The following is a 25683-nucleotide window of genomic DNA, read 5'->3' as shown; positions in this document are numbered from 1 at the left end:
TGGGAAAAACCCCGGTTTCGTTACGTCTGTTACGTCCGTAACGGAACCGGGGTTTTCGAACGACCCTGTGTCCTAGCAGCCCAGGAGGCGGCCGGCCAGGTAGCCCTCGATCTGGTCCAGCGACACCCGCTCCTGCTTCATCGAGTCACGCTCGCGTACCGTCACCGCGTTGTCGTCCAGCGTGTCGAAGTCGACCGTCACGCAGTACGGCGTGCCGATCTCGTCCTGGCGGCGGTAGCGGCGGCCGATGGCGCCGGCGTCGTCGAACTCGATGTTCCAGTGCTGGCGCAGCGCCTGGGCGAGGCCCTTGGCCTTCGGGGACAGCTCGGGGTTGCGCGAAAGCGGCAGGACCGCGACCTTCACGGGAGCGAGGCGGTGGTCGAGGCGCAGCACCGTGCGCTTCTCCATCTTGCCCTTGGCGTTCGGCGCCTCGTCCTCGACGTAGGCGTCGAGCAGGAAGGCCAGCATGGTGCGGCCGACACCGGCCGCGGGCTCGATGACGTACGGGGTCCAGCGCTCGCCGGCCTCCTGGTCGAAGTAGGAGAGGTCCTGGCCCGACGCCTTCGAGTGGGCCCCCAGGTCGTAGTCCGTGCGGTTCGCGACACCCTCGAGCTCGCCCCACTCGTTGCCGCCGAACTGGAAGCGGTACTCGATGTCGGCGGTGCGCTTGGAGTAGTGGGAGAGCTTCTCCTGCGGGTGGTCGTACCAGCGCATGTTCTCCTCACGGAGACCCAGGCCGGTGTACCAGTTCCAGCGCTGCTCCATCCAGTACTCGTGCCACTTCTCGTCCTCGCCCGGCTTGACGAAGAACTCCATCTCCATCTGCTCGAACTCGCGGGTGCGGAAGATGAAGTTGCCGGGCGTGATCTCGTTGCGGAAGGACTTGCCCATCTGCGCGATGCCGAACGGGGGCTTCTTGCGCGAAGCGGTGTGCACCAGGGCGAAGTTGGTGAAGATGCCCTGGGCGGTCTCGGGACGCAGGTAGGCGATGGAGCCGCTGTCCTGTGTGGGGCCGAGGTGGGTGGAGAGGAGACCCGAGAACTGCTTGGGCTCGGTGAACTGGCCCTTGTTACCGCAGTGCGGGCAGTTGACGTCCGCGAGGCCGTTCTCCGGCAGGCGGCCGTGCTTGGCCTCGTACGCCTCCTCCAGGTGGTCCGCGCGGAACCGCTTGTGACAGGAGGTGCACTCGGTCAGCGGGTCCGTGAAGGTGGCGACGTGGCCGGAGGCGACCCAGACCTCGGGGGCCAGGATCACGGACGAGTCGATACCGACCACGTCCTCGCGCGACGTCACCATGTAGCGCCACCACTGGCGCTTGATGTTCTCCTTGAGCTCGACACCCAGCGGTCCGTAGTCCCAGGCGGCGCGCTGGCCGCCGTAGATCTCACTGCAGGGGAATACGAAGCCACGGCGCTTGCTCAGGCTGACGATGGTGTCGATCTTGTCGGCGGCCACGGTGCTCTCTTCATTACGACGACGGGCGACGAAGCGAGATGCTTCCAGCGAATGCTTCAGGGTACCGGCGCAGGCTCCCCCTCAATCAAATCGGTTCCGCCCACAAGCCGCCCGAAGGCCTCCCACAAGCGCTGTTGACAACCATTTCCAGATTTGTTGAAAATGACTGTCATGAACGTACGGCGACACGGACGACACCTCATATCCGCGGCAGCGGTCACCGCGGCCACCGCTCTCGGCATCGGCACCCTCTCCGCCTGCTCCGGTGCGAGCGCGGCCGCCGGCAACACGGACAAGTTCGACGTCGTTGCGTCGTTCTACCCGATGGCCTTCCTCGCCGAGCAGATCGGCGGCGGCCATGTGCAGGTCACCAGCCTCACCGAGCCCGGCCAGGAGCCGCACGACCTGGAGATCAGCGCCCAGCAGCGGGCGCAGCTCGACGAGTCCGACGCGGTCCTGTACCTCAAGAACCTCCAGCCCTCCGTCGACGACGCCGTCAGCCAGTCCGGGGTCAAGACGAAGATCGACGCCGCCACACTCACCTCCCTCGAGGAGCACGGCAACGAGGTCGGCGGCCACGCGGCCGAGCACGACGACGAACACGGCGAGGAGGAGGGCGGCCAGGACCCCCACATCTGGCTCGACCCGGTGAAGTACGCCGAGGTCGCCAAGGGCGTCGGCGCCGCCTTCGAGAAGGCGGACCCCGACCACGCGGCCGACTACAAGAAGAACACCGCGGCCCTGGTCGCCAAGCTCGACAAGCTCAACACCCGGTACAAGGACGGGCTGGCGGACACGAAGTCCAAGGTCTTCATCACCACGCACGCCGCCTTCGGCTACCTCGCCGAGCGCTACGGCCTCACCGAGGAGGCCATCAACGGCCTCGACCCGGAATCGGAGCCCAGCGCCGCACGCGTGAAGGATCTTGAGAAGATGGCCAAGGCCGACGGCGTCACGACCGTGTTCTACGAGACGCTCGTCAGCGACAAGACCGCGAAGACCATCGCCAAGGACACCAACCTCAGGACGGACGTCCTCGACCCGATCGAGGGCATCACGGAGAAGTCCCGGGGCAAGGACTATTTCTCGGTCATGGAGTCCAACCTCAAGGCGCTGCAGACGGCCCTGGGAACCAAATGATCGTTACGGAGGACGACGCCATGGGCGAGCCCGTCATATCACTGCGCGGCGTGACCGCCGAGCTGGGCTCGCGCCCCGTCCTGCGCGGCATCGACCTCACCGTGCACCGCGGTGAGGTCGTCGCGCTGCTCGGCGCGAACGGCTCCGGCAAGTCCACGGCCGTCCGCAGCATCATCGGACAGGTGCCGGCGACCACCGGTGAGATCGAGCTGTTCGGGACGGACCGGCGCCGCTTCCGCGACTGGGCGCGCGTGGGGTACGTGCCGCAGCGCACGACCGCCGCTGGCGGCGTGCCCGCCACGGTGACCGAGATCGTCTCCTCGGGCCGCCTCGCCCGCGCCCGCTTCGGCGTCTTCCGCAAGGCCGACCACGAGGCCGTACGGCGTGCCCTGGAGCTCGTCGGCATGGCGGACCGCGCCAAGGACTCGGTGAACGCCCTGTCCGGCGGCCAGCACCAGCGCGTCCTGATCGCCCGCGCCCTGGCCGCCGAACCCGAGCTGCTGATCATGGACGAGCCGATGGCGGGCGTCGACCTGGCCAGCCAGGACGTGCTGGCGGCGACCCTGCGCGAGCAGGTGTCCCAGGGCGCCACCGTCCTGCTGGTCCTGCACGAACTGGGCCCCCTCGAGCCCCTCATCGACCGGGCGGTCGTCCTGCGCGACGGCTGTGTGCTGCACGACGGCCCGCCCCCGCAGGCCGTCGGCCAGCACGCGCTGCCCGGCCACGACCACGTGCACCCGCACGCTCCGGCGGGCGCCGAACCGATCCGCACGGGACTGCTGAGCTGATGGACTTCCTCGACTACGCCTTCATGCAGCGGGCGCTGCTCGCAGCCGTCCTCGTCGGCATCACCGCCCCGGCCGTCGGCATCTACCTCGTCCAGCGCCGCCAGGCCCTGATGGGCGACGGCATCGGCCATGTGGCGATGACCGGCGTCGGCCTGGGCTTCCTGCTGTCCGCCTCCCCCGTGTGGATGGCGACGGCGGTCTCCGTCCTCGGCGCCGTGCTGATGGAGCTGATCCGCTGGTACGGCAGGACCCGCGGCGACATCGCCCTCGCGATGCTCTTCTACGGCGGTATGGCCGGCGGCGTGATGTTCATCAACCTCGCGCCGGGCGGCTCGAACGCGAACCTGACGTCGTACCTCTTCGGGTCGCTGTCGACGGTGTCGGAGTCGGACGTCACGGCGATCTGCCTGCTCGCGTCCTTCGTCGTCCTGGTCACCCTGGGCCTGCGCCGCCAGCTGTTCGCGGTCAGCCAGGACGAGGAGTTCGCGCGGGTGACGGGCCTGCCGGTCCGCGCTCTCAACCTGCTGACGGCCGTCACGGCCGCGGTGACCGTGACGGTCGCGATGCGGGTGGTCGGACTGCTGCTGGTGTCGGCCCTGATGGTCGTTCCCGTGGCGGCGGCGCAGCAGCTGAGCCGCAGTTTCGCGGCGACCTTCGCCATTGCCGTGGCGATCGGCGTGACCGTGACGATCGGCGGCACCGTCACGTCGTACTACCAGGACGTGCCGCCCGGCGCGACGATCGTGCTGCTGACGATCGCCGCCTTCATCGCGCTGACGGCACTGGCGGCCCCGCTGGCCCGGCGCCGCGCCCGTGCGCTGGCGGCCGCGCAGCCTGCGGGAGACCCCGCGGAGTGTGCGATTCCGGCCAGCAGGGGGACCGACGGGAAGATCGGCGTCTGACCGCTTACAGGCCGGGCTGGCACAATGGCCCGGCAGGTGCAGACGTGTGAGGAGGCAACCGGTGACGACGGCTGGACCGCCCGTGAAGGGCCGCGCGACCCGGCAGCGGGCCGCCGTGGCGGCGGCCCTCGACGAGGTCGACGAGTTCCGCAGCGCGCAGGAACTCCACGACATGCTCAAGCACAAGGGCGACTCGGTCGGCCTGACCACGGTGTACCGCACGCTGCAGTCCCTCGCCGACGCGGGCGAGGTCGACGTCCTGCGCACCTCCGACGGCGAGTCCGTCTACCGCCGCTGCTCCAGCGGAGAGCACCACCACCACCTCGTCTGCCGGGTCTGCGGCAAGGCGGTGGAGGTGGAGGGCCCGGCGGTGGAGAAGTGGGCCGACGCCATCGCGGCGGAGCACGGGTACGTCAACGTGGCGCACACGGTGGAGATCTTCGGCACGTGCGCGGAGTGCGCGGCGGCCTCCGGCGGTTGAGCCGGGTTCGTGCGGGTGGGCCGGGGTGACCGTCCCTGGGGCTGCCGCCCCCAGCCCCCTGCTTCGGCCCTGAACGGGCCTCGTCCTCAAAGGCCGGACGGGCTGCGATCTCCGGGCCCGGCGCTTCAGGCCTCGCCCTGCCTGCCCTCCATCGCCAGCAGCTCCTCGTTCGGAATGGCCCCGCCGAACCGCCGGTCCCGTGAAGCGAACTCCACGCAGGCCCGCCACAGATCACGCCGGTCGAAGTCCGGCCACAGCACGTCCTGGAAGACCATCTCGGCGTACGCGCTCTGCCAGATCAGGTAGTTGGACGTGCGCTGCTCGCCGCTCGGCCGCAGGAACAGGTCCACGTCCGGCATGTCCGGGTAGTACATGTACCTCTGCAGGGTCTTCTCGTTGACCTTGGACGGGTCGAGGCGCCCCGCCTTCACGTCCTCCGCGAGGGCCTGCGCCGCGTCGGCGATCTCCGCGCGGCCGCCGTAGTTCATGCAGAAGTAGAGGGTCAGCCGGTCGTTGCCCTTCGTCTGCTCCTGGGCGACCTGGAGCTCCTTGGCGACCGACTTCCACAGCTTGGGCATACGGCCCACCCAGCGCACCCGGACGCCGAGCTCGTCGAGCGTGTCACGCGTCTTGCGGATGAAGTCGCGGTTGAAGTTCATCAGGAAGCGCACCTCGTCGGGCGAACGCTTCCAGTTCTCGGTGGAGAAGGCGTACAGCGAGATGCTGCCGACGCCGATCTCGACCGCGCCCTGCAGTACGTCGAGGACGCGCTCGGCGCCGACCTTGTGCCCCTCGGTGCGGGGCAGCCCGCGCTGCTTCGCCCAGCGACCGTTCCCGTCCATGACGATCGCCACATGGTTGGGGACCAGCTCGCCGGGGAGCTTCGGCGCGCGGGCGCCGGACGGGTGGGGCTCCGGCGCCCTGTACTCGCGGCGCTGGCGCCCCAGGATCCCGCGTACGACCATGTGCTTCTCGTCTCCCTGTTTCTTTTCCGCTTACTTTTCCACGTACCGAAGCGAGCGCAGCCCGCGCTCCAGATGCCAGTGCAGGTAGGCGGACACCAGCCCGCTCCCCTCCCGGACGTACCGCGGCTCGCACGCGTCCGCGGTCTCCCAGTCTCCCGTAAGCAGCGCGCCGAGGAGTTCCAGGGTCCGCGGCGAGGGTACGACGCTGCCGGGCACCCGGCAGTCGACGCAGACCGACCCCCCGGAGGCCACCGAGAAGAACCGGTTCGGCCCGGCCATGCCGCACTTCGCGCAGTCGCTGAAGCTGGGCGCGTACCCGTTGACGGCGAGGGAACGCAGCAGGAAGGCGTCGAGCACGAGATGCGGCGCGTGCTCACCACGGGCGAGGGTGCGCAGCGCCCCGACGAGCAGCAGATACTGCTGCACCGCCGGCTCGCCCTCGTGGTCGGTGAACCGCTCGGCGGTCTCCAGCATGGCCGTCCCGGCGGTGTACCGGGCGTAGTCGGTGACGATGCCGCCGCCGTACGGGGCGATGGTCTCGCTCTGTGTGCACAGGGGCAGCCCGCGGCCGACGAGCTCGCTCCCCCGCGCGAAGAACTGCACGTCGACGTGCGAGAACGGCTCGAGCCGCGCCCCGAACTTCGACTTCGTCCGCCGCACCCCCCGCGCCACGGCCCGCACCCGCCCGTGCCCACGCGTGAGCAGCGTGATGATCCGGTCCGCCTCGCCCAGCTTCTGGGTGCGCAGCACGATGCCGTCGTCGCGGAACAGACTCATGGGGCCATTCTCCCGTACGCCCGGAGTCAGCGTGCGCGGTCGGGGTGACTGATGGTGTCCCAGGGGGCCAGGTTCCAGGGGCTGGAGCGGTTCGCGGGGTCGAGGAGGGAGCGGAGGTGGGCATCGGCGGCGGCCTGGGGCGCCGGAAGGTCCGTGGCGTCGGCACGGCCCTGCAGACCGTCCCGCCACACCTGCCGCCCCAGCAGATAGTGATCGGCGTACTCCCGCCAGGAGGCGTACGTACGCACCACCGTCGGCACGATGTTCTTCAGCGCGGTCCAGGCGTCGGCCTCGCTGAGGAGCCCGCAGGCGAAGCCCCGGCGGGAGATGTCGACGTACAGGGCGGCGTCCCAGGCGAGCGGGGCGACGCCGGTGAGCTGGTACGCCCGCGACCGGTAGCCGCGGACCGCGAGGTCGTCGAGCCGGTCCGCCAGCTGCTCACGGGAGGTGATCTCCCACTGGTCGGCCAGCCAGCGCCGCGCACCGTCGTCGTCGATCCGCGTGAACGGGTACAGGGTCGTACGCGAGGCGCTCCGGTCCCGGCTGACCGGCGCGCACAGTGACACCATCCACAGCTGGTGCATGGTGAGCGGCACGGGGTAGCGGCGGATCGCCTTCGGCCCGTTCTTCCTCCATCTCCACAAGCCCATGCGGCCGCACCTTACGTCCCCGCCCCCGCGTCGGGGAACTTCGCCCCGCCTGCGTGCGTCGGCGTACGCGGTTGCCGCCCTGCCGGCCGCCCGCTCCCCATCAGCGTCCGCGCAGTCCCGTCGGGCCCTCCCGGCGTTCCTCCCAGAGACTGTCGAACCGTGCCTTGCGCCGGGCGACCTTCTCCTCATGGGCATCCAGTTTGGCGTTGGGATTGAGCTGCTGCACATCCGTGGTGATCTCGAAGTACAGCTCTCCGTCGAAGATGACGACGTCGAGCGTCTCGCCCACCCTGATGTGGGACGGCAGCTCGGACAGGACCACCACCCCGGCCTCGATGCCCGCGTCCCTTTGCTGCTCGAGGATCTTGTCCAGGTTCGGGTCGAGTTCCTCGGGGTCCTTCACGATGAACAAGCGCCTGACCTTCACGCCGTGCTGCTGGATCGCCTCGCGCTGCACGTCCAGGTAGTACTTCGCGGTTGCGGTCTCCCAGAAGGGCAGGTCGACGAAGCTGCTGGTGGCGTCGATGCTCTGGCGGACGCACTGGGTGAGAGCAATGACCAGGTCGTTGTTCTCGCCCGGCCAGTCGGCACTCCTCGAAGTCAGCGCCGTCACCATCGAGGCCAGCCGTGCGATCTCGGCCCGTACGAACTCCTGCAAGATGTCCTGGCCTTGCAGACCGATCTGCGCGGCACTCCTGGCCAGCCGCGCGACTTCGCGGGACTGCATCCCCGAGGCGTCCAGCCTGCTGAACAGCTCCGTCACCTCGCCGACCTGCCGGAAGCCCCGGTCCACCAGTTCCGTCATCTCATGGTGGTGCGTGGTCAGGTTCTCCCGCAGGTCACGCCCACTCCGTCGCTGACCGGTCTCCACCGAGTCCAGGCGCCGTTCGAAGTCGACCATGTACTGGACGATCAGCGTCGCACCGCCGATGACGACGGCCAGGGCGAGTTGCCACAGTTCCTCCTGAGACTGGTCGATCAGGTTGGTGATCACATACGTGACCGTCCCCACGGCCACCGTGATCAGGATCTTCAGAACGACCGGGGGTATGTGCAGTCCGCCCGTCGGCCGACCGGGGGTTCCCGGCTCTCCGTCCATGCCTGCCTCTTCCGCCGGAATCGTTGGGGCTACTGGGTCAGCGCGGAAACAGCGCCTCGTGCAGCAAAGGAATCGCCTGAAGCGCCAGTTGGTCGCGGATGCGCTGGACCATGCTCTGCCACTGGCGGGTGAAACCCGGCCTGCGTTCCAGCTCTTCCCACAGGTGGACCAGCGAGTCGTCCACGTGCGCGTGCGGCATCCACAGGTGCAGCAGATGGTCGACGGCCGGACGCAGCGCCAGGACCGCCGAGGGCCCGTCCGCCGCGCCGAGCCGGCTGTTGTCCAGCATGTGCACGACGGTCGTCAAGAGCCAGTCGTGCAGGGCGAGGTCCTCGCAGAGCCGGGCCACGGCGCCGGCCGGGATGCCGTCCGGCAGCCGCAACCGCACCAGCCGCAGCCCGCTTTCGGCGACGGTGAAGCGCTCCAGGACCGGCCGCTCGGCGTCGGGCGCGGTCAGCGCGGCCCAGCGCAGGCTGGTGGTGGGAGAGGTGATCGGGGCGTCGTGGTCGAGGAGCCGATGGCGGGAGATCCGGGCGAGGAGGCCCTCGGCGACGGATCCGGCATCCAGTTCGTCCGGCACGATCTCCTGCATCCCCTGCCGGGGCTCGGCCAGAAAGCCCTGTGCGACGGCCTGTTCGTCCAGCCTGCCCACGGGGACCAGGACGCCGGGGCGCACCAGGTAGTAGCCCCACGGCTGCCGTCGGTCGGGCCCGGCGCCCGGTGCGCGGAAGTACGCCGTCGCCTGGAGTATCCGGCCCTCGGTGAGGGACGCGCGGGCGGCGACCGTACCGACCGCGCGGACCTTGGCCCGGTTGGCGGTGGGCAGCCGGCAGTCGACGCCCGTGAGGACGTCGGGCGAGAGGGCGTAGGGGTTGGGACGCCGGGACAGGCGGACGGGTTCGTCGGCGCGCAGCCGCAGCAGGCTCTCGGCGTCCCGTTCGCTCACCGCGTCCCGGGTGGGCAGCAGGCAGGTGCGCACCTCGCCGCAGGCCAGGACCGGGCGTGTCGTCTCCCCCGGGGCGCTCATGTCACAGTCCCGGCGGGAACACGTAGGACGTACGCTCCACGACGCCCGTGGGGAGCGCGACCTGCTCGCCCTCCGCCCGGTTCGCGACCTGCTGGAGCGCCTCCTCGTGCACATGGGTCTGCTCGAGGACGATGCGCACGGCGTGCTCCACGGGCAGGAACCTGGCCGGCAGGACGCTGCAGGTGTAGTACGCGCTGAAGGGTGCCGCGCGGGGGTTGAGCCGCAGCAGGTGCGGCAGGGCGTCCCAGTCCTTCGGGAAGGCCGACGCGTCCCAGGGGGTTGGGGTGAGGACCGCCTCGCCGTTGTCGCGGAGCAGACCGAGGCGGGCCAGCTGCCAGACGGCGGCCAGGAAGGCGCAGGACCAGGTGCGCCGGTCGGTGCGCTCGTCCCACAGTTCGACGTCGACGAAGATGGAGTGCCCGCGCGCCCCGGTCTCGCTGGGGGGCTGCCAGGTTCCCCTGGAGTTCAGTGCCGCCGAGTTGCGCCGGGCCGGTGCGCGGCGGCCGTTGGTGAGCCAGCCGGTGCGGCTGACGGGCGGGCGGAAGCCGGTGCTGCCGGGCGGCGGGGACTCGACCAGACGGCCGAACACGGACTCGGCGAGCCCCCGGTCCGGCCTGCCGGGTTCGGTGGCGGCGCAGCCGGACTCCCGGGCCAGGTAGTCGATCGTCAGCCCGGCCGCCTCGGCCTCCTCCAGCAGGGGCGGTATCAGTTCGGCGGGTCCGGCGAGGCGGCTGAAGTAGTCGTCGATGAGGAAGCAGGTGCTGATCCGGGGCCGTTTGCCCTCGGGCAGGCCCGGAACGGCGGCGCGGGCGGCCTGGAGCCAGGGCCGTACGGCGGTGAAGTGCGCGCGCAGCCGGTCGGGGCCCTCGGCGAAGTCCTCCATGTACAAGTGCCCGAGTTCCAGGGAGAGATGGGAGTACGGCACGGCCTCCGTGCGCGGCTGGGCGCTGGTCTCCCTGAAGACGGCCCCTGCTGTGCTCACAACGGCCCCCAGTACTTGTCGTCGCCCAGCTTGTCCGCGAGGTCGCCCATCGCCTGCCAGGTCTCGATGTTGGCGATACGGCTGTCGAGGACGTCGTGGTCGGTGATGAGCTGTTCCCTCAGCTGGAGCACGGGCTCCAGCGGCACGGACCCCAGGACCCGGCTGCGGCCGATGCCCAGGTCGGCCGCGATGCTCTCGAGCCGTTCGTTGTACTGGCGCATCCAGGCGGACTGGGCGGGCGGCAGCTGGGACCACAGGGGTGATTCGAGGGCGGGTACGGCGGCCCGGACGAAGCGGATGGCGCCGATGAGCGCGTCCCGGTCGTGGCCCATCTCCTCTCCGGCGCTGACGATGCCCTGCTTTCCGCTGACGAGCTCGGCGGCGGCCATGACGTGCTGCCGCGTCCAGCGGTGGTAGATCAGCCAGCGAGCCTTGATGCGCCGCAGCTCGTGCTGTGCGGTGGCCGCCAGCGCCAGGTCCATGGCGTAGCTGCGGCCGGCGCTCAGGTCGACCACGATCACGTCGAATTCACGTTTGAGCCGGAGGATCAGGTCCACGCAGCGGTGCAGGTTCTCCTCGTCGGTGACGAACTCGCCGCCGCTGCGGTCGCCGGGCAGCAGAACCAGCCGTCCGGAGCGGTCCGGCTTGTCGCGCAGCACGAAGTGCTCGGTGCGCGCCCAGACGTCGACACGCATCGGTTCGCTCGTCTCGCCGTTGAGGTAGGAGTGCAGACCGCGTCCCTCTGCCTCCTTCGGCGCGTCCGGTATGCCGAAGACGTCCGACGCGGTGGGCGAGCCGAAGTCGAAGTCCAGGTAGCAGACGCCGTCCCCGGCAAGCGCCCGGTGATAGGCAAGGTTGGCGCTGGTGACGGAGCGGCCCGCGCCGCCCTTGTCGGAGGCGGCGAAGATCAGCACGGTGTCACACTCCCCGGTCCGCGGCTTCGCGCGCTCGGGCGAGCGTGTCGAGCTGTCCCAGCACCTCGAGCGTCAACGCGTAGGCCGTACCCGGCTGTTCGTCCACGAGGCTGCGGGCGCGGCGCAGCTTGACCTCCATGTTCCTGAGCTCCATCCCGTGCCGACCGTCGTCCATGGGCGCGGGTTCCATCTGTTCGTTGCCGAGGAGATGGTCTGACTCGCTGATCAACGCCCTGGCCAGTTCGGTGAGTTCAAGGCTGCGGATCGGTGGCTGCCGGTACATCTGGTGGGCCTGGACCATCACCTCGGTGACCCGCTCGGTGATGCTCCACGACACCGGGACCTGCCGTTCCTCTATGTCCGCCTCGGGATAGGCGGCGTGGACGTTGTCCCACAGGCCGACACCCTCGCCGTCCGGGATGCGGCGTCGCCACAGGTGGTCGAAGGTGTCCTCGGCGAGTCTGAGCAGCCTGTCGTGCGAGGCGAGGTTGCGCGACAGCGCGCATAACTGGATGGTCCGCTTCAGCAACTGCGCCGAGAAGTCGTTCATGGACCACGTCATGGGCGGGCCCGCCCGCTCGCTGCCCTGCAACGGCAGGGCGACGCCCACGTTGTGCAGCTGGTGGACCAAGGGGTCGTCGCGCGTCATCCGGCTGGTGATGCGGCCGCGTTCGGCGAGCCGCTCCATGACGCTGACGGTGCGGGTCAGGTCGTCGTCGGTGGCGCGGCGGCGCATCAGGTCGTGTACGAGGATGGCGGCGACGGACAGAGAGAAGTACTCGGACTCCAGTTTCTGTCCCGTCGTACGCCAGGGGATGTCCTCCAGGGGCCAGCGGTCGGCGTGGAAGCGGGCGATGCCGGACCAGTACTGCTGGGTCAGCTCCCAGCGCAGCCTGAGCGCCTCGGCGAGCTTCTGCTGTTCGGTGTTGAGCAGGCCAAGGGTGAGGGTGCGGTCGGAGAACAGGTCCTGGATGCCGTCGAGGGCGACGACGGTGAAGTACAGGTGCGGTGCCGGGTCGGCGACGCCCTCGGGCTGCGCACCGATGGGTTCGTCGGTGTCGATCTCGGGGGCGTCCTTCACCAGGCTCCACGCCCAGCCGCAGTCGAAGAGCCCGTTCTCGTCCCTGAGCCCTTCCTGGATGTCGATACCTAGGAACAGGCTCTCCACGAGCGCGGCGCGCAGCGGCCGGAAGCGGTTCTGGAACGTGTTGAGCACCTGCCGTTGCGACAGGCGTCCCCGGTCGAGGAGTTCGGTGAGGGTACGGCCCTGGGAGGAGTCTGTGTCGAAGACGTTGACGGTGAAGGAGCGCAGCAGGCTCACCATCGCGGCGGTGAGCCGGTTGCTGGTGGCCGAGCGCAGTTCCGCGATCGTCTCCCTGATGTCGCTGCGCCTGGTCCTGGTCTCGTAGACCTTGAGGAAGCCGAGGGTGGCCAGGCAGAGGGTGATCGACATGGAGAACGAATCGGTCACGCCGAGCCTGCGTTGTTCCTCGGTGAGCTCCTTGGCCTTGTCCTCGGACCGGAAGTAGTAACCCCCGGCGAAGGAGGGGCTCTTGTCGTCGTCCGTATGGGTGCGCATGAACTGGGCCGCGGCGGTGACGAGGTTGGCCGGGACGTCCAGCCGCCCACCGGCCCTCCTCAGGGCCTGCTGGACGTCCTCCTGCGTGGTGTCCGGGTCGTCCAGCCGGAACGCCGGGATCTCGGTGGCCGGATACAGCAGGCAGAGGAGCCGCTCCGCGTCCGCGACGCTGCTCTCTCCGCCCCACTCGCCCCAGACCCACTCTCCGTCGTGGAAGGAGTGGTGGGCCATGGCCTGCCAGATGTCCAGCAGATGCTGGCGTGGCTTGATCTGCACCCCGTGCCCCCTCACAGATCGCATACCCCTGTCGGAGCCTGTCTTTAATTACCCCCGCCACGGAAGCCGCAAGCCACGATCATGGACGTATAACCGGGGCGCACCGCGTCGGGCTGCCCGACCGTGAACATGCTGAGCCTCTCGGCATAGACCTCGATCGCGGACCGGATCTCAGGCTCGCCGACGTCGCATGCGGGAAAGTGCGTGTCCCCGACGAAGTATCCCTCGGAGTGCTCCATGAACGCGGCCGCGAACGGCGCACCCGGCGTGAGCGCCAGCAGGAAACACTCGACGGCCTGCCAGAACTCCTCGTGGCTGGTCGACAGGGATTCGGCAACGAAGAACATGGTCCCGAGCGACCAGTGTTCCGGCCGGCCGCTGAGAGCGAAGAGATCTCCCTTCTCGACCCGTGTGGCCTCGGCGAACCTGTCTCTCGGGTTGCCCGTAAGCGCGGCGTACGCCTCGTCCTCACAGAGCAGGTCCCAGAACGCGTCCCAGCTCTGGTCGTATCCGTCCTGCTGTCGCTCGAGGTAGTGAACATTCCGGCCCGCCCGGTCGAGCAGCGTGATCTCGTCGCACCAGGGCAGCATCGCGAAGGCGGGGTAGAGATTGGCTCCGGCCCCGACGTCGATCCCCCGGGCCGGGCGGTCCGGGTTGGCACGGAAGTGATCACCGAAGTGGCCGCGGACGATCGAAATGATCTCCCGGTCCTCTTGGATCATGCTCTTGTAGTTGTGATCGACGTAGACCAGTGGGTCGAAAGCGTCCCAGGGGGCTTCCGCGTTCAGTTGCGGCAGGTTCCCGGGTGATCCCAGATGCATGCCTCACAGTACCAAGATCGGAATTTTCCGACTTGAACTCGCCTGCCCCAGCGGGCAATTCTGGTCTAATGCCCGATCTTGGCCACAACCTGGACATCCCCTCGGTGCGCGAGCACAAGCCGGAGATCCGCCCGGCCCGCGAGGACGATCTGCCGGAACTCCACCGTCTCGACAACGAGGTCTTCGAGTTCAGCCCGTACCCCTACTTCGTCCTGCGTCAGCACTTCGACGCGCACGGCGACCATCTGCTCGTCCTGCGAGAGGGCGACAGCCTGCTGGGCTACGTCCTGTTCGCCACCAGCGCGAACCTCTCCGTGAGTTGGTGCCTGAGCCTGGCCGTCGCCCCGCACCGACGCGGCCGTCGGCTGGGCCGACGGCTGATGAGCGAAGCGCTGGGGCGGCTGCGCCAGGAAGGCGTCCACGAGGCCCGCCTGGCCGTGCAACCGACGAACACCGCGGCGATCATGCTGTACCGCCATCTGGGGTTCCTGCCCGAAGAAGGCGTGCGCAGGGACTACTTCGGGCCCGGCGAGGACCGGACCATCATGTCGCTGAAGTTGTGAGCGGTGGGGTGGTCACGGCACCGCTCGTCGCCCGCAGCCGAACCGCCGTACATACCGCCGCTGCCACGGCGTCTCCACCGCGTGCCGCTCGTAGTTGCGGCGTACGAAGTCCACCGCCTCCCCCGCCGGTACGCCGTCCAGGACCGCCAGACACGCCAGTGCCGTCCCCGTACGCCCCCGGCCGCCGCCGCACGCGATCTCCACGCGTTCGCCGGCCGCCCGCTCCCACGCCTGAGCCAGCGCCATACGGGCCGAATCGCGATCCGCCGGGAGGCGGAAGTCGGGCCAGCGGATCCAGCGGGACTCCCAGGGGACGTCCGGCGGCGGACCGCCGAGAAGGTAGACGCCGTACGACGGGGTGGGCGCCGTCGGGTCGAGGGGCCGGCGCAGGGCGCGGCCCCGGACCAGGCGGCCGGAGGGCAGGCGCAGGACACCGGCGGCCGTCGGGTCCCACCGCGTCTCGTTCTCCATGGGCCCATTCCAGACCTCTCGCCCGGCCCGGGCAACCGAAACCGCCCGCCCGGTGGTCTGCTGGGCGAGGAGGGTGCTGATGCAGGCCGAACTAGAGGCCCAGTTCCAGGATTTCGTCAGAGCGCGGTGGTCCCATCTCGTACGGACCGCGTATCTGCTGACGGGCGACGCACACCACGCGGAGGACCTGACGCAGACCGCGCTGGCGAAGGCGTACCGGTCGTGGCGGCGCGTCGCGCGCGCCGACAACCCCGAGGCGTACGTCCGGCGGATGCTGGTGAGCTGCAACAGCGACCGGTTCCGCAAGCGGCGGGTCAAGGAGGCGCTGACGGCCGCCCCGCCGGAGGTCGCGCGGCGCGACGAGGCCGTGGGGCGGGTCGAGGAGCGCGGCTCCCTGCTCGCCGCGCTCGCCGAACTGCCGCCGAAACAGCGGGCGGTTGTGGTGATGCGCTATTGGGAGGACCTGTCCGAGGCCGAGGTCGCCGAGGTGCTCGGCTGCTCGCCCGGCACGGTCAAGAGCCAGGCGTCCAAGGGACTGGCGAAGTTGCGTGTGTATCCGGGGCTGGGACGGGCCATGGACGGGCCCGGGCGCAGCCGGACGTCGGCGGGGCAGTCCGGGCAGGGAGGCGGCAGGTGAGCGAGGACCAGGAACAGCTGGAGAGCGAGCGGGACCTCGAGGAGCAGGTGCGTGAGCTGCTCGCCGAGGACGCGTACGCCATCCGGCCGTCGCCGGCGCCGTATCCCGTGATCCGGCGGCGGGGCGTGGCCGAGCGGCGGCGGCGCGTGGCGGTGGCCGGCGCGGCGCTGGTGACGCTGGCGGTGGTGCCCGCGGGGGCGTATGCGCTGGGCGGTGGCGGGCGGGGGGCGGACACGGCTTCGCCCACGCCCTCCGTCAGCGCGACACGGGCGACGACGCCGACGCCGGCCGCGACGCCGTCGGGGCCCGCGCGGCCGGCCACGGAGGGGCAGTTGCTGGACGGGGTCACCTTCGAGGAGGCGGCGTCGGGGCTGGAGAAGTGCATCGCCTACGACCAGGACCGTGTCGTGAAGGACCAGAACGGCAAGGTGATCAGCCCCCTCAACGACCTGGGCAAGGCCTCCGACTACCGGATCCTGCTGGCGATGAAGGCCACGGGGAACCGCAACGCCCCCGGCGACGGCTACTTCGTCGTCGCGGTGAGGGAGCAGCCCACGACGACCAGGGTGATCTGCACCATCAAGGACGCCGAGGCAGCCGGGCTCAACACCAGCGGGGGCGACGACGGCTCACCGGACGCGGGGCTCGTGCGGCCCGACATCAACGCGCTGAAGCTGTACTCGCAGTCCGTGATGGACAAGGGCAACTGGAAGGTTCCCTTCCGCTGGGGTGACATCGGCACGGTCGACCCGTCCGTGACCAAGGTGACCGTCTCCTACGGCGGGCAGACCTCCGAGGCCGTCCTGGACCACGGCTGGTTCGTCGCCGCCGGCATCCTGAACCAGGAGGCGACCCAGTCCCCGCACATCAAGGGCTACGACGCGGGAGGCAAGCTGGTGTACGACTCCGACACGGACAAGACGTACATGAAGACGCTGCCCTGAGAGGAGAGCAGGCGGGACACTGGTCGTCATGACCGTCCCCGCGCCGCTGACCGGTGTCGTCCCGCCCGTCTGCACCCCCCTGACACCGGACCGCGAGGTGGACGTCCCCTCGCTGCTCAGGCTCGTCGATCATCTCGTCGCCGGTGGGGTGCACGGGCTGTTCGTGCTGGGCTCGTCGTCGGAGGCGGCGTATCTGACGGACCGGCAGCGGAGGCTGGTGGCCGAGTCGGTCACGGCACATGTGGGCGGCCGGCTTCCGGTGCTGGCCGGGGCGATCGACATGACGACGCCCCGGGTCCTGGACCATGTCGCGTCGGTCACGGCGGCGGGGGCGGACGCCGTGGTCGTCACGGCGCCGTTCTACACGCGCACCCACCCGTCGGAGATCGCCCGCCACTACCGCCTGGTCGCCGCGGCGAGCCCGGTCCCGGTGGTGGCGTACGACATCCCGGTCTCCGTCCACACGAAACTCCCCTCCGCCCTCGTACTGGAACTGGCCGCGGACGGCGTCCTGGCCGGCCTGAAGGACTCCAGCGGCGACCTCGCCGGCTTCCGCGAGGTCGTCATGGGCGTCCGCGCCCACCCAGGCATCACCGGCTTCAGCGTCCTGACCGGCTCCGAACTGACCGTCGACTCGGCGCTGGCACTCGGCGCGGACGGAGCGGTACCGGGCCTCGCCAACGTCGACCCGCACGGCTACGTCCGCCTCGACGCCCTCTGCCGCGCGGGCGACCGGGAAGGGGCCCGCGCCGAACAGGAACGGCTGTGCGCCCTGTACGGCATGGTCCGCGCCGGGGACCCGGCCCGCATGGGCGCAAGCTCCTCGGCCCTGGGCGCCTTCAAGACCGCGCTGCACCTACGGGGAGTGATCGCCTGCCCGGCGACGGCGGAACCACAAGTGCCGCTGTCGCCGGATGAGGTGGAACGGGTGGGCTGGCACCTGGTCTCAGCGGGCTTGCTGTAACCGCGGGCTCCGCCCCCCCTCAGGACGGCGTGCGCGCCGCCTCCAGCAACCGCGTCACATCGTCCGCGCAGATCGTCAGGGCGGCGCCCACCGTGGTGAGGGCCTCGCGTTCCGCGGGGGTGTAGGGGCCGTCGGCCAGGGCGATGCGGGCGCCCTGGAGGAGGATCGATTCGCGGCCCACGGGGGCGAGGTGCGGGGCGAGCGGGTCCAGGGCCTCGTGGAGCTCTATGGCCAGGCCGGGGCCGCAGGGTTCGCCGAAGACGCGGCCGGTGTCCGCGGCCAGGGCCTCCACGAGGGCGTCCAGACCTTCCACCGTGCAGTCGTCGAAGCCGGCCGCGCGGACCGTGTCGGCGGCGGTCTCCAGGGACGCACGGGCGCACGTGCCGCCCGCGGCCAGGACGGCGAGGGCGACGGTGTGCACGGCGTCGCGGAGCATCGCGGAGAAGCGGGTGGTCGTGGGGTGGTCGAGGACGTCCGTGCCGAAGTGGCGGCGGCAGGCGGCGCACTCGACGACCGGTCCGCTCTCGCCTCGCGGCAGGACCGGAACGCCGAAAAGAGCGAAGCGGCGGCGGCCCGCCAGGCGCTGGTAGTTGCGGTCGCCTCCGCAGCCGGGGCAGAAGAACTCACCGTCCCCGACGGGCGTCCACGCGGTACGGGTGCCCAGGATGCGCGCACGCCGGGCAGCACGGCCGTCTCGTCCCCGTCCTGGCAGCACGTCGCACCTCCGTAGGCCGCGGCAACATCGCCGCGCTTGCGTGATGTTAGCCACATCGGCGAGGTGGAGTCAGTACCCAGGACGAGACCTTTCCGTGACCTCCATGCGCGGATGGCCGGTATACGACGGGGCCCCGACCGCCGTATACAGCGGTCGGGGCCCCGACTTCCCACGTCAGCGGCGTCAGCGGGCCGCGCGGTTCACCGCCGACACGACCGCCTTCAGCGACGCACGCGTCGTGTTCGCGTCGATGCCGATACCCCACAGGATCTTGTCGTCGATCGCGCATTCGATGTAGGAGGCGGCCTGCGCGGAGGCGCCCTCGCTCATCGTGTGCTCCTGGTAGTCCAGCAGGCGTACGTCGATGCCGATGGACTGCAGGGCGTCGAAGAAGGCCGAGATCGGACCGTTGCCGGTGCCGGAGAGGACCGTGTCCTCGCCGTCGACGGTCGCCTCGACGGTCAGGGTGTCCACGCCGTCCGTGTCGGTCGTCGACTGGCCCGTCCTGACCTGGATGCGGCCCCAGCGGTTGTCCGGGTTCGGCAGGTACTCGTCCTGGAAGATCGCCCAGATGTCGCTCGGGGTCACCTCGCCGCCGTCGGCGTCCGTCTTCGCCTGGATGATCTTCGAGAACTCGATCTGCATCCGGCGCGGCAGGTCCAGCTTGTGCTCGTTCTTCAGGACGTACGCCACACCGCCCTTGCCGGACTGCGAGTTGACGCGGATGACCGCCTCGTAGGAGCGGCCGACGTCCTTGGGGTCGATCGGCAGGTAGGGGACCGCCCACTCGATGTCGTCGACGGTGACGCCCTTGGCGGCCGCGTCGGCCTCCATCGCGTCGAAGCCCTTCTTGATGGCGTCCTGGTGGGAGCCGGAGAAGGACGTGTAGACCAGGTCGCCCACGTACGGGTGGCGCGGGTGGACCTCCATCTGGTTGCAGTACTCCCACGTACGACGGATCTCGTCGATGTCGGAGAAGTCGATCTGCGGGTCGACGCCCTGGGAGAACAGGTTCATGCCCAGGGTGACCAGGTCGACGTTGCCGGTGCGCTCGCCCTGTCCGAACAGACAGCCCTCGACGCGGTCGGCGCCGGCCATCAGCGCCAGCTCGGCCGCCGCGACGGCCGTACCGCGGTCGTTGTGGGGGTGGATCGACAGGCAGACGTACTCGCGGCGGGAGAGGTTGCGGCCCATCCACTCGAAGCGGTCCGCGTGCGTGGAGGGCGTCGAACGCTCCACGGTGGCGGGCAGGTTGAGGATGATCTCGCGGTCCGGGCCGGGCTGCCAGACGTCCATGACGCCTTCGCAGACCTCCAGCGCGAAGTCCAGCTCGGTGTCGGTGAAGATCTCGGGGCTGTACTGGTAGCCGAACTCGGTCTCGGGGCCCAGCAGCTTCTCCGCGTACTCCATGACCAGCCGCGTGCCGTCCACGGCGATCTGCTTGATGTCGTCCTTGGAGCCGCGGAAGACGACCCGGCGGAAGACCGGGGCGGTGGCGTTGTAGAGGTGGACGTTCGCGCGCCTGGCGCCCTTCAGGGACTCGACGGTCCGCTCGATCAGGTCCTCGCGGGCCTGGGTCAGTACGGAGATCGTCACGTCGTCCGGGATCGCGCCCTCTTCCTCGATGATCGAGCGCACGAAGTCGAAGTCGGTCTGGCCGGAGGCCGGGAAGCCGATCTCGATCTCCTTGTAGCCCATCTTGACCAGCAGGTCGAACATCGCGCGCTTGCGCGCGGGCGACATGGGGTCGATCAGGGCCTGGTTACCGTCACGCAGGTCGGTGGAGAGCCAGCGGGGGGCGACGGTGATCCGATTGTTCGGCCAGGTGCGGTCCGGGATGTCGACCTGCTCGTACCGGCCGTACTTGTGGATCGGCATGGAACTGGGCTGCTGGCGGTTCGCCATGATGCTCGGGGCTCCTCAGGATGTCCGGAAGGACGGCCGACGACGCAACGCCAAGCTCCGCGGGGAGGGGGTCGGCCTCGACTACAGGCCCTCGCCGCGGCAGCTAAGGAGAAGCAGCCCGAAACGCATGATGCTGCGCAGCCTAGCCGAGTCGTTCTGGTCGCGGGGGGCTGTATCAGTATGCGGGATCACCTCGCCAAGAAGGAGCGAATGGGACAAAAAGTGCGCCATACCACTTCGCTACGGACCGTGAGGCCCGTTGTCGGCACATTTCACCAATCATGGTTGCGAGTAGTGACAGCATCATGACTCAGTGCAAGGGTGCCGGGCATGACGACGAACGGGGGCTTCGAGCCCGTCTTCTGCACCGTCGTGCCGCCACATGTCCTCGACCAGCTGGCCCGGCACGACGACCCCGCACTCTCCGGTCCCGCCCAGCGCACCCTGATGCGCGACAGCGAGCTGCGCGGCAGGCGCCGCGTCACCACCGAGTTCGGCCTCGCGGCCGCGCCGACGGCGAAGGCACCGTCGAACCAGCCGCTGCGGACGATCTACGACGCCGGGCACGGGACCGACCTGCCCGGCACCAGGGTCCGCGGCGAGGGCGAGGACCCGGGCCAGGACGCCACGGTCAACCGCGCCTACTCCGGCCTCGGCGCCACCTTCGACCTCTATCTCAAGGCCTACCAGCGCCACTCCATCGACGGCGACGGCCTGCCCCTCGACGCCACGGTCCACTTCGACGAGAACTACAACAACGCCTTCTGGAACGGCGAGCAGATGGTGTTCGGCGACGGCGACGGCGAGATCTTCCTCGACTTCACCATCCCGATCGACGTCATCGGCCACGAACTGACCCACGGCGTCACCCAGCACACGGCCAACCTCACCTACTACGGCCAGCCCGGCGCCCTGAACGAGTCGATGTCGGACGTCTTCGGCTCGCTCATCAAGCAGTACACGCTCGGCCAGACCGCCGCCGAGGCCGACTGGCTGATCGGCGCGGGCCTGCTCGCCCCGAGCGTCACCGGCAAGGCCCTGCGCTCCATGAAGGAACCGGGCAGCGCGTACGACGACGACGTGCTCGGCAAGGACCCGCAGCCCGCGACGATGGACGACTACGTCCGCACCGGCCGCGACAACGGCGGCGTCCACATCAACTCCGGCATCCCCAACCACGCCTTCTTCCTGGCCGCCACCGCGCTCGGCGGCTACGCCTGGGAGAAGGCGGGTCAGATCTGGTACGACGTCCTGACCGGCGGCCGGCTCAAGGAGCGGGCGTTCTTCACGGACTTCGCCAAGCTCACCGTCGAGGCCGCGCGCGAGCGCTACGGCGACGGCGGCGAGGAGCTGCAGGCCGTGGAGAAGGCGTGGGAGCAGGTCGGGGTGCGGATTCTGTAGTTCCGTACTAGACACAGACCCATGCGTATTGAAGTGAGGCGCACGGGCGGATTCGCGGGCATCGAGCGGCACGCCGAGGTGGACACCTCGGGGCGGCCCGATGCCCCCGAGTGGCACGCCCTGGCCGAGAAGGCTCTCGCCGCCGGCCGGGGCACGCCCCCGATCGGGGTTCCGGACGGCTTCGGCTACGAGATCACCGTGGACGGGAAGACGGTCTACGCGGCCGATCCCCGGCTGACGGAGGAGCAGCGGAAGCTGATCTCGAAGGTCCTGAAGGAAGGGGCGTAGCCGGCTGTGCGGAAAGCGGCGTAACCCGCACTTCACTCCCGGGCGTTGACTTCTGTTACCACCGGTACGGATGATCCGCGCATGGCGAACGATGCGCGGATCACAACGGATCCGATACCCCGGTTCCCGGCCGGCTTCCTGTGGGGCGTCTCGACGTCGGCCCACCAGATCGAGGGGGCGGCCGACCAGCGCGAACCCTCCGTGTGGGACGCCTTCACGGCCGAGCCGGGACGGGTGAAGGACGGCTCCACGGCGGCGGTGGCCTGCGACCACTACCACCGCTACCGCGAGGACGTGGCGCTCCTGGCCGGCCTGGGCGTGGACGCGTACCGCTTCTCGATCTCCTGGCCCAGGGTGAACTCACCCGGCGGCCTGGACTTCTACGACCGCCTGGTGGACGAGCTGTGCGCGGCGGGCGTACGGCCGGTCCCCACCCTCTTCCACTGGGACCTGCCGGTCACCCTGGACTGGCTGGAGCGGGACACGGCGGCACGGTTCGCGGAGTACGTGACGGTGGTCGCCGAGCGGCTCGGCGACCGGGTGAAGAAGTGGATCACGCTCAACGAGCCCGCCGAACACACGCTCCTTGGCCACGCGCTGGGCGCCCACGCCCCCGGCAGGCAGCTGCTCTTCGACGCACTCCCGGTGGCCCACCACCAGTTGCTGGCCCACGGCCTCGCGGTACGGGCCCTGCGCGCGGCCGGGGCGGGTGACATCGGGATCGCCAACTCCCACGGCCCGACCTGGCCGGCGTCGCAGGAACAGGCGGACGTCGAGGCGGCGGACTTCTACGACCTGCTGCTGAACCGCCTGTTCTCCGACCCGCTGCTGCTGGGCCAGTACCCCGACGGACTGGGTGAGTTGATGCCGTCCGACGACCTCGAGTCCGACCTGAAGGTGATCGCGGAGCCCCTCGACTGGTACGGCGTCAACTACTACGCGCCGACCCGGGTGGGCGCACCGCAGGGCACGGACATCGAGTTCGGCGGTCTGACGATCCCGGCCGAACTTCCCTTCTCGGTACGGGAGATCGAGGGTGTCCCGGTGACGGACTTCGGCTGGCCCGTGGTCCCCGAGGGCCTCACGGAACTGCTCACCGGCTTCCGCGAGCGCTACGGCGACCGGCTCCCGCCGGTCGTCATCACCGAGAACGGCTGCAGCTACGAGGGGACCGACGACCAGGACCGGATCGCCTACCTGGACGGTCACCTCCGGGCGCTGCACCGGGCGGTGGAGGCGGGGGTGGACGTCCGCGGGTACTTCGTGTGGTCGCTGCTGGACAACTTCGAGTGGGCGGAGGGGTACGAGCGGCGGTTCGGCCTGGTCCACGTCGACTACGAGACGCTGACCCGGACCCCGAAGGCGTCCTACGGCTGGCTGCGGGACGTCCTGCGGGCGCAGAGATGACGACGGCGGACCGCGTCCCGGCCACCGCCCTGACCGAGCCCGTCGAGCGGGTGGGCCGGGGCTGGACGTCGGCCCTGTCCCTCGCCAACGGGGCGATCTGGGTGGGCTGGTACGGCCCGCTGCAGATCCTGCTCGCCTCCCAGGCCAAGGACTTCGCGCCCGGCTCCGGCATGTCGAAGGAGACCATGCTGGCGTGGGTGACGGGTGCCGGCGCGGTGGTGTCGCTGGCGGCGAATCCGCTCTTCGGCGCGCTGTCGGACCGTACGACGTCCCAGCGGGGCCGCCGTACGCCGTGGATCGTGGCCGGAGCCGCGGGCGGGGCACTGTCGCTGCTGCTGCTCGCCGGCGCGGGCGGGGTGTGGACCATGGCGCTGGGCTGGTGCCTGGTGCAGCTGACCCTGAACGCGGCGTTCGCGGCGGTGACGGCGGCGGTCCCGGACCGGGTGCCGCGGCTCCAGCGGGGCTCGGTGGGCGGCTGGTTGGGGGCGGCACAGATCCTGGGCGTGGTCGGCGGGACGGGGCTGGCGACGGCGGCGGGCGGGATCGGGGCCGGTTATGTGGCGTGCGCGGTGTTCACGGTGGTGGGTGTGCTGCCGTACGTGCTGCGCTACGAGGACCTGAGGCTGTCGGCAGCCGACCGCCCGCCCTGGTCCTGGCGGGGCTTCCTGGCGGGCTTCTGGCTGAGCCCGCGCAGATACCCGGACCTGGGCTGGGCGTGGCTGACCCGCTTCCTGATCAACCTGAGCAACGCGCTGGTGCTGCTGTACCTCCTGTACTACCTCCGCGACCGCCTGCACTACGCCGACCCCGACGAGGGCGTGCTGATCCTGACGGCGGTCAACGGGGTGACGTTGCTGGCGACCGTCGTGGTCGGAGGCGTCTGGTCGGACCGCCTGGGCCGCCGCAAGCCCTTCGTGATCTGGTCGGGCGTGTTGATGGCGGTGGCGACGGCGGGGCTGGCGATCTGGCAGACCTGGCCCGGGGCGATCGCGGCGGCGGCGGTCCTGGGCATCGGATTCGGCGTGTTCACCTCGGTCGACTTCGCCCTGATGACGGACGTCCTGCCGAAGGCCCTGGACCGGGGCAAGGACCTGGGCGTCATCAACGTGGCCAACGCCCTGCCCCAGGTCGCGGCCCCCGCCCTCGCCGCGCCGATCGTCACGCACCTGGGCGGCTACCGGGTGCTGTACCTGGTGGCCGCCGTGATCGGACTGGCGGGGGCGGTGCTGGTGGGGCGGATCAGGGGGGTGGACTGAGCATCCACAGCGCTCCGGCCTCCCGGGCCGCCCAGACACTGGGGTACAGCGGGCGGTAGCCGAGTTCGCGGCGGATACGCTCTGTGGAGGCCATCTGGAACCACGGTCCGGGGTCCGGGGCGGGCGTCAGGACCGTGCAAGGTCCGAGGCGAAGCCCCGCCCGGGGTGCAGGGGCGAAGCCCCGCCGGGGTCTGGGGGCGGAGCCCCAGGGGCGGTGACCCCTCAGCCCACCGAGTCGGGCGGGCGGGTGGGCAAGAAAAGTCAGAAGCCCAGCTTGCGCAGCTGCCTCGGGTCGCGCTGCCAGTCCTTCGCCACCTTCACGTGGAGGTCGAGGAAGACCGGCGTTCCCAGCAGCGCCTCGATGTGCTTGCGGGACTTGATGCCGACCTCCTTCAGACGCTTGCCCTTGGGGCCGATGATGATGCCCTTCTGGCTCGGCCGCTCGATGTAGACGTTCGCGTGGATGTCGAGCAGCGGCCGGTCCGCAGGCCGGTCCTCCCGAGGCAGCATTTCCTCCACGACCACCGCGATGGAGTGCGGCAGCTCGTCCCGCACACCCTCCAGCGCCGCCTCCCGGATCAGCTCGGCCACCATCACCTGCTCGGGCTCGTCCGTGAGGTCGCCCTCCGGATACAGCGCCGGCCCCTCCGGCAGCAGCGGAACCAGCAGGTCGGCCAGCAGCCCCACCTGCTTGTCCCCCACCGCCGACACCGGCACGATCTCCGCCCACTCGAACCCCAGCTCCTTGCCCAGCTGATCGATGGCGATCAGCTGCTCGGCCAGTGCCTTGGAGTCCACGAGGTCCGTCTTCGTGACGATCGCGACCTTCGGGGTCTTCCTGATCCCCGCCAGTTCCTTCGCGATGAAGCGGTCACCGGGCCCGATCTTCTGGTCGGCGGGCAGGCAGAAACCGATCACGTCCACCTCGGCCCAGGTGGTCCGCACGACGTCGTTCAGGCGCTCGCCGAGCAGCGTGCGCGGCTTGTGCAGCCCGGGGGTGTCGACGAGGATCAGCTGCGCGTCCGGCCGGTGCACGATCCCCCGCACCGTGTGCCGGGTCGTCTGCGGCCGGTTGGACGTGATCGCCACCTTCTGCCCGACGAGAGCGTTCGTGAGGGTGGACTTGCCCGCGTTGGGGCGGCCCACGAAACAGGCGAAGCCCGCCCGGTGGACGGCCTCCGGCGATTCCGACGGCTCGGATGACTGACTGCGAACGCTCATGGCGACCATTGTCCCTGATCCACAGAGCGCCACCGCACAACAGCCCGAGCGGCCA

The 25683-nt window shown here is 70.0% G+C and carries 26 protein-coding genes; 12 read left to right on the top strand and 14 right to left on the bottom strand.

Features of this window, described 5'->3' with window-relative positions; genetic code table 11:
* Positions 1-72: 72 nt before the first annotated feature.
* Positions 73-1455: a glycine--tRNA ligase gene (locus tag ABZO29_RS29425; RefSeq protein WP_367323185.1), complete on the bottom strand. Its 1383-nt coding sequence runs from the start codon at positions 1453-1455 to the stop codon at positions 73-75.
* Between the two features lie 171 nt (positions 1456-1626).
* Between ABZO29_RS29425 and ABZO29_RS29420 the strand changes: the two genes are divergently transcribed.
* The 4 genes from ABZO29_RS29420 (at position 1627) to ABZO29_RS29405 (ending at position 4766) form a co-directional block, all read left to right on the top strand.
* The gene (locus tag ABZO29_RS29420) at positions 1627-2595 is read left to right on the top strand and encodes a metal ABC transporter substrate-binding protein (protein WP_367323184.1); all 969 of its coding nucleotides are present in this window, start codon (positions 1627-1629) and stop codon (positions 2593-2595) included.
* Between the two features lie 20 nt (positions 2596-2615).
* The gene (locus tag ABZO29_RS29415) at positions 2616-3383 is read left to right on the top strand and encodes a metal ABC transporter ATP-binding protein (protein WP_367323183.1); all 768 of its coding nucleotides are present in this window, start codon (positions 2616-2618) and stop codon (positions 3381-3383) included.
* Positions 3383-4285 (top strand): metal ABC transporter permease, encoded by a 903-nt coding sequence (locus ABZO29_RS29410; protein ID WP_367323182.1) that lies wholly within the window; start codon positions 3383-3385, stop codon positions 4283-4285. Before ABZO29_RS29415 ends, ABZO29_RS29410 begins: the two co-directional genes overlap by 1 nt.
* A gap of 61 nt (positions 4286-4346) precedes the next feature.
* Positions 4347-4766 (top strand): Fur family transcriptional regulator, encoded by a 420-nt coding sequence (locus ABZO29_RS29405; protein WP_367323181.1) that lies wholly within the window; start codon positions 4347-4349, stop codon positions 4764-4766.
* A 125-nt stretch (positions 4767-4891) separates the two neighbouring features.
* Here ABZO29_RS29405 and ABZO29_RS29400 read toward each other — a convergent pair whose 3' ends face one another.
* From ABZO29_RS29400 to ABZO29_RS29360, 9 genes are all read right to left on the bottom strand, one after another.
* Positions 4892-5731 carry an isoprenyl transferase gene (locus ABZO29_RS29400; protein ID WP_367323180.1) on the bottom strand — a complete coding sequence of 280 codons (840 nt, stop codon included), beginning with the start codon at positions 5729-5731 and terminating at the stop codon, positions 4892-4894.
* Positions 5732-5761: 30 nt separating this feature from the next.
* A complete protein-coding gene (recO, locus tag ABZO29_RS29395; protein ID WP_367323179.1) occupies positions 5762-6508 on the bottom strand; it encodes a DNA repair protein RecO in 747 nt (248 codons plus the stop codon).
* Positions 6509-6534: 26 nt separating this feature from the next.
* Complete coding sequence (locus tag ABZO29_RS29390) at positions 6535-7158, bottom strand: DUF1266 domain-containing protein (RefSeq protein ID WP_367323178.1); 624 nt, start codon at positions 7156-7158, stop codon at positions 6535-6537.
* Between the two features lie 100 nt (positions 7159-7258).
* The gene (locus ABZO29_RS29385) at positions 7259-8257 is read right to left on the bottom strand and encodes a hypothetical protein (RefSeq protein ID WP_367323177.1); all 999 of its coding nucleotides are present in this window, start codon (positions 8255-8257) and stop codon (positions 7259-7261) included.
* Positions 8258-8294: 37 nt separating this feature from the next.
* The gene (locus tag ABZO29_RS29380; RefSeq protein ID WP_367323176.1) at positions 8295-9284 is read right to left on the bottom strand and encodes an SCO2521 family protein; all 990 of its coding nucleotides are present in this window, start codon (positions 9282-9284) and stop codon (positions 8295-8297) included.
* Position 9285: 1 nt separating this feature from the next.
* On the bottom strand, positions 9286-10266 hold the full coding sequence (locus tag ABZO29_RS29375; RefSeq protein ID WP_367323175.1) for an SCO2522 family protein: 981 nt from the start codon (positions 10264-10266) through the stop codon (positions 9286-9288).
* Entirely contained in the window at positions 10263-11180 is a 918-nt protein-coding gene (locus ABZO29_RS29370) for an SCO2523 family variant P-loop protein (RefSeq protein WP_367323174.1), read from the bottom strand. Before ABZO29_RS29370 ends, ABZO29_RS29375 begins: the two co-directional genes overlap by 4 nt.
* A gap of 4 nt (positions 11181-11184) precedes the next feature.
* Positions 11185-13035 carry an SCO2524 family protein gene (locus ABZO29_RS29365; RefSeq protein ID WP_367323173.1) on the bottom strand — a complete coding sequence of 617 codons (1851 nt, stop codon included), beginning with the start codon at positions 13033-13035 and terminating at the stop codon, positions 11185-11187.
* A gap of 44 nt (positions 13036-13079) precedes the next feature.
* Positions 13080-13856 (bottom strand): SCO2525 family SAM-dependent methyltransferase, encoded by a 777-nt coding sequence (locus ABZO29_RS29360; RefSeq protein ID WP_367323172.1) that lies wholly within the window; start codon positions 13854-13856, stop codon positions 13080-13082.
* 68 nt (positions 13857-13924) lie between these two features.
* Between ABZO29_RS29360 and ABZO29_RS29355 the strand changes: the two genes are divergently transcribed.
* A complete protein-coding gene (locus ABZO29_RS29355) occupies positions 13925-14419 on the top strand; it encodes an N-acetyltransferase family protein (protein ID WP_367323171.1) in 495 nt (164 codons plus the stop codon).
* Positions 14420-14431: 12 nt separating this feature from the next.
* On the opposite strand, the gene ABZO29_RS29350 is transcribed toward ABZO29_RS29355, so the two are convergent.
* On the bottom strand, positions 14432-14890 hold the full coding sequence (locus tag ABZO29_RS29350) for a protein phosphatase (RefSeq protein ID WP_367323170.1): 459 nt from the start codon (positions 14888-14890) through the stop codon (positions 14432-14434).
* 79 nt (positions 14891-14969) lie between these two features.
* Between ABZO29_RS29350 and ABZO29_RS29345 the strand changes: the two genes are divergently transcribed.
* Genes ABZO29_RS29345 through ABZO29_RS29335 form a run of 3 tightly spaced genes read left to right on the top strand, consistent with a single transcriptional unit; the run spans position 14970 to position 17435 of the window.
* Entirely contained in the window at positions 14970-15527 is a 558-nt protein-coding gene (locus ABZO29_RS29345) for a SigE family RNA polymerase sigma factor (RefSeq protein WP_367323169.1), read from the top strand.
* The gene (locus ABZO29_RS29340; RefSeq protein ID WP_367323168.1) at positions 15524-16471 is read left to right on the top strand and encodes a hypothetical protein; all 948 of its coding nucleotides are present in this window, start codon (positions 15524-15526) and stop codon (positions 16469-16471) included. Before ABZO29_RS29345 ends, ABZO29_RS29340 begins: the two co-directional genes overlap by 4 nt.
* 28 nt (positions 16472-16499) lie before the next feature.
* Positions 16500-17435, top strand: a complete 936-nt coding sequence (locus ABZO29_RS29335; RefSeq protein WP_367323167.1) for a dihydrodipicolinate synthase family protein — start codon at positions 16500-16502, stop codon at positions 17433-17435.
* A 19-nt stretch (positions 17436-17454) separates the two neighbouring features.
* Here the strand turns inward: ABZO29_RS29335 and ABZO29_RS29330 are convergent, their stop codons facing one another.
* Positions 17455-18150: a TerB family tellurite resistance protein gene (locus tag ABZO29_RS29330; protein WP_367323166.1), complete on the bottom strand. Its 696-nt coding sequence runs from the start codon at positions 18148-18150 to the stop codon at positions 17455-17457.
* Positions 18151-18333: 183 nt separating this feature from the next.
* Positions 18334-20055, bottom strand: a complete 1722-nt coding sequence (leuA, locus tag ABZO29_RS29325) for a 2-isopropylmalate synthase (RefSeq protein WP_367323165.1) — start codon at positions 20053-20055, stop codon at positions 18334-18336.
* 330 nt (positions 20056-20385) lie between these two features.
* Here leuA and ABZO29_RS29320 point away from each other — a divergent pair, with 330 nt between their 5' ends.
* From ABZO29_RS29320 to ABZO29_RS29305, 4 genes are all read left to right on the top strand, one after another.
* On the top strand, positions 20386-21456 hold the full coding sequence (locus ABZO29_RS29320; protein WP_367323164.1) for a M4 family metallopeptidase: 1071 nt from the start codon (positions 20386-20388) through the stop codon (positions 21454-21456).
* A gap of 21 nt (positions 21457-21477) precedes the next feature.
* On the top strand, positions 21478-21744 hold the full coding sequence (locus ABZO29_RS29315; protein ID WP_367323163.1) for a protealysin inhibitor emfourin: 267 nt from the start codon (positions 21478-21480) through the stop codon (positions 21742-21744).
* 81 nt (positions 21745-21825) lie between these two features.
* Positions 21826-23151: a GH1 family beta-glucosidase gene (locus tag ABZO29_RS29310; RefSeq protein ID WP_367323162.1), complete on the top strand. Its 1326-nt coding sequence runs from the start codon at positions 21826-21828 to the stop codon at positions 23149-23151.
* The gene (locus ABZO29_RS29305; RefSeq protein ID WP_367323161.1) at positions 23148-24407 is read left to right on the top strand and encodes an MFS transporter; all 1260 of its coding nucleotides are present in this window, start codon (positions 23148-23150) and stop codon (positions 24405-24407) included. Before ABZO29_RS29310 ends, ABZO29_RS29305 begins: the two co-directional genes overlap by 4 nt.
* Positions 24408-24668: 261 nt before the next feature.
* Here ABZO29_RS29305 and era read toward each other — a convergent pair whose 3' ends face one another.
* A complete protein-coding gene (gene era / locus ABZO29_RS29300; protein WP_367323160.1) occupies positions 24669-25637 on the bottom strand; it encodes a GTPase Era in 969 nt (322 codons plus the stop codon).
* Between the last annotated feature and the right edge of the window lie 46 nt (positions 25638-25683).

The sequence above is a fragment of the Streptomyces sp. HUAS ZL42 genome (assembly GCF_040782645.1).
In the GTDB taxonomy this organism is placed as follows: domain Bacteria; phylum Actinomycetota; class Actinomycetes; order Streptomycetales; family Streptomycetaceae; genus Streptomyces.
The sequence above is the reverse complement of the archived record's forward strand: the minus strand, read 5'-3'. Positions and strand labels throughout refer to the sequence as shown.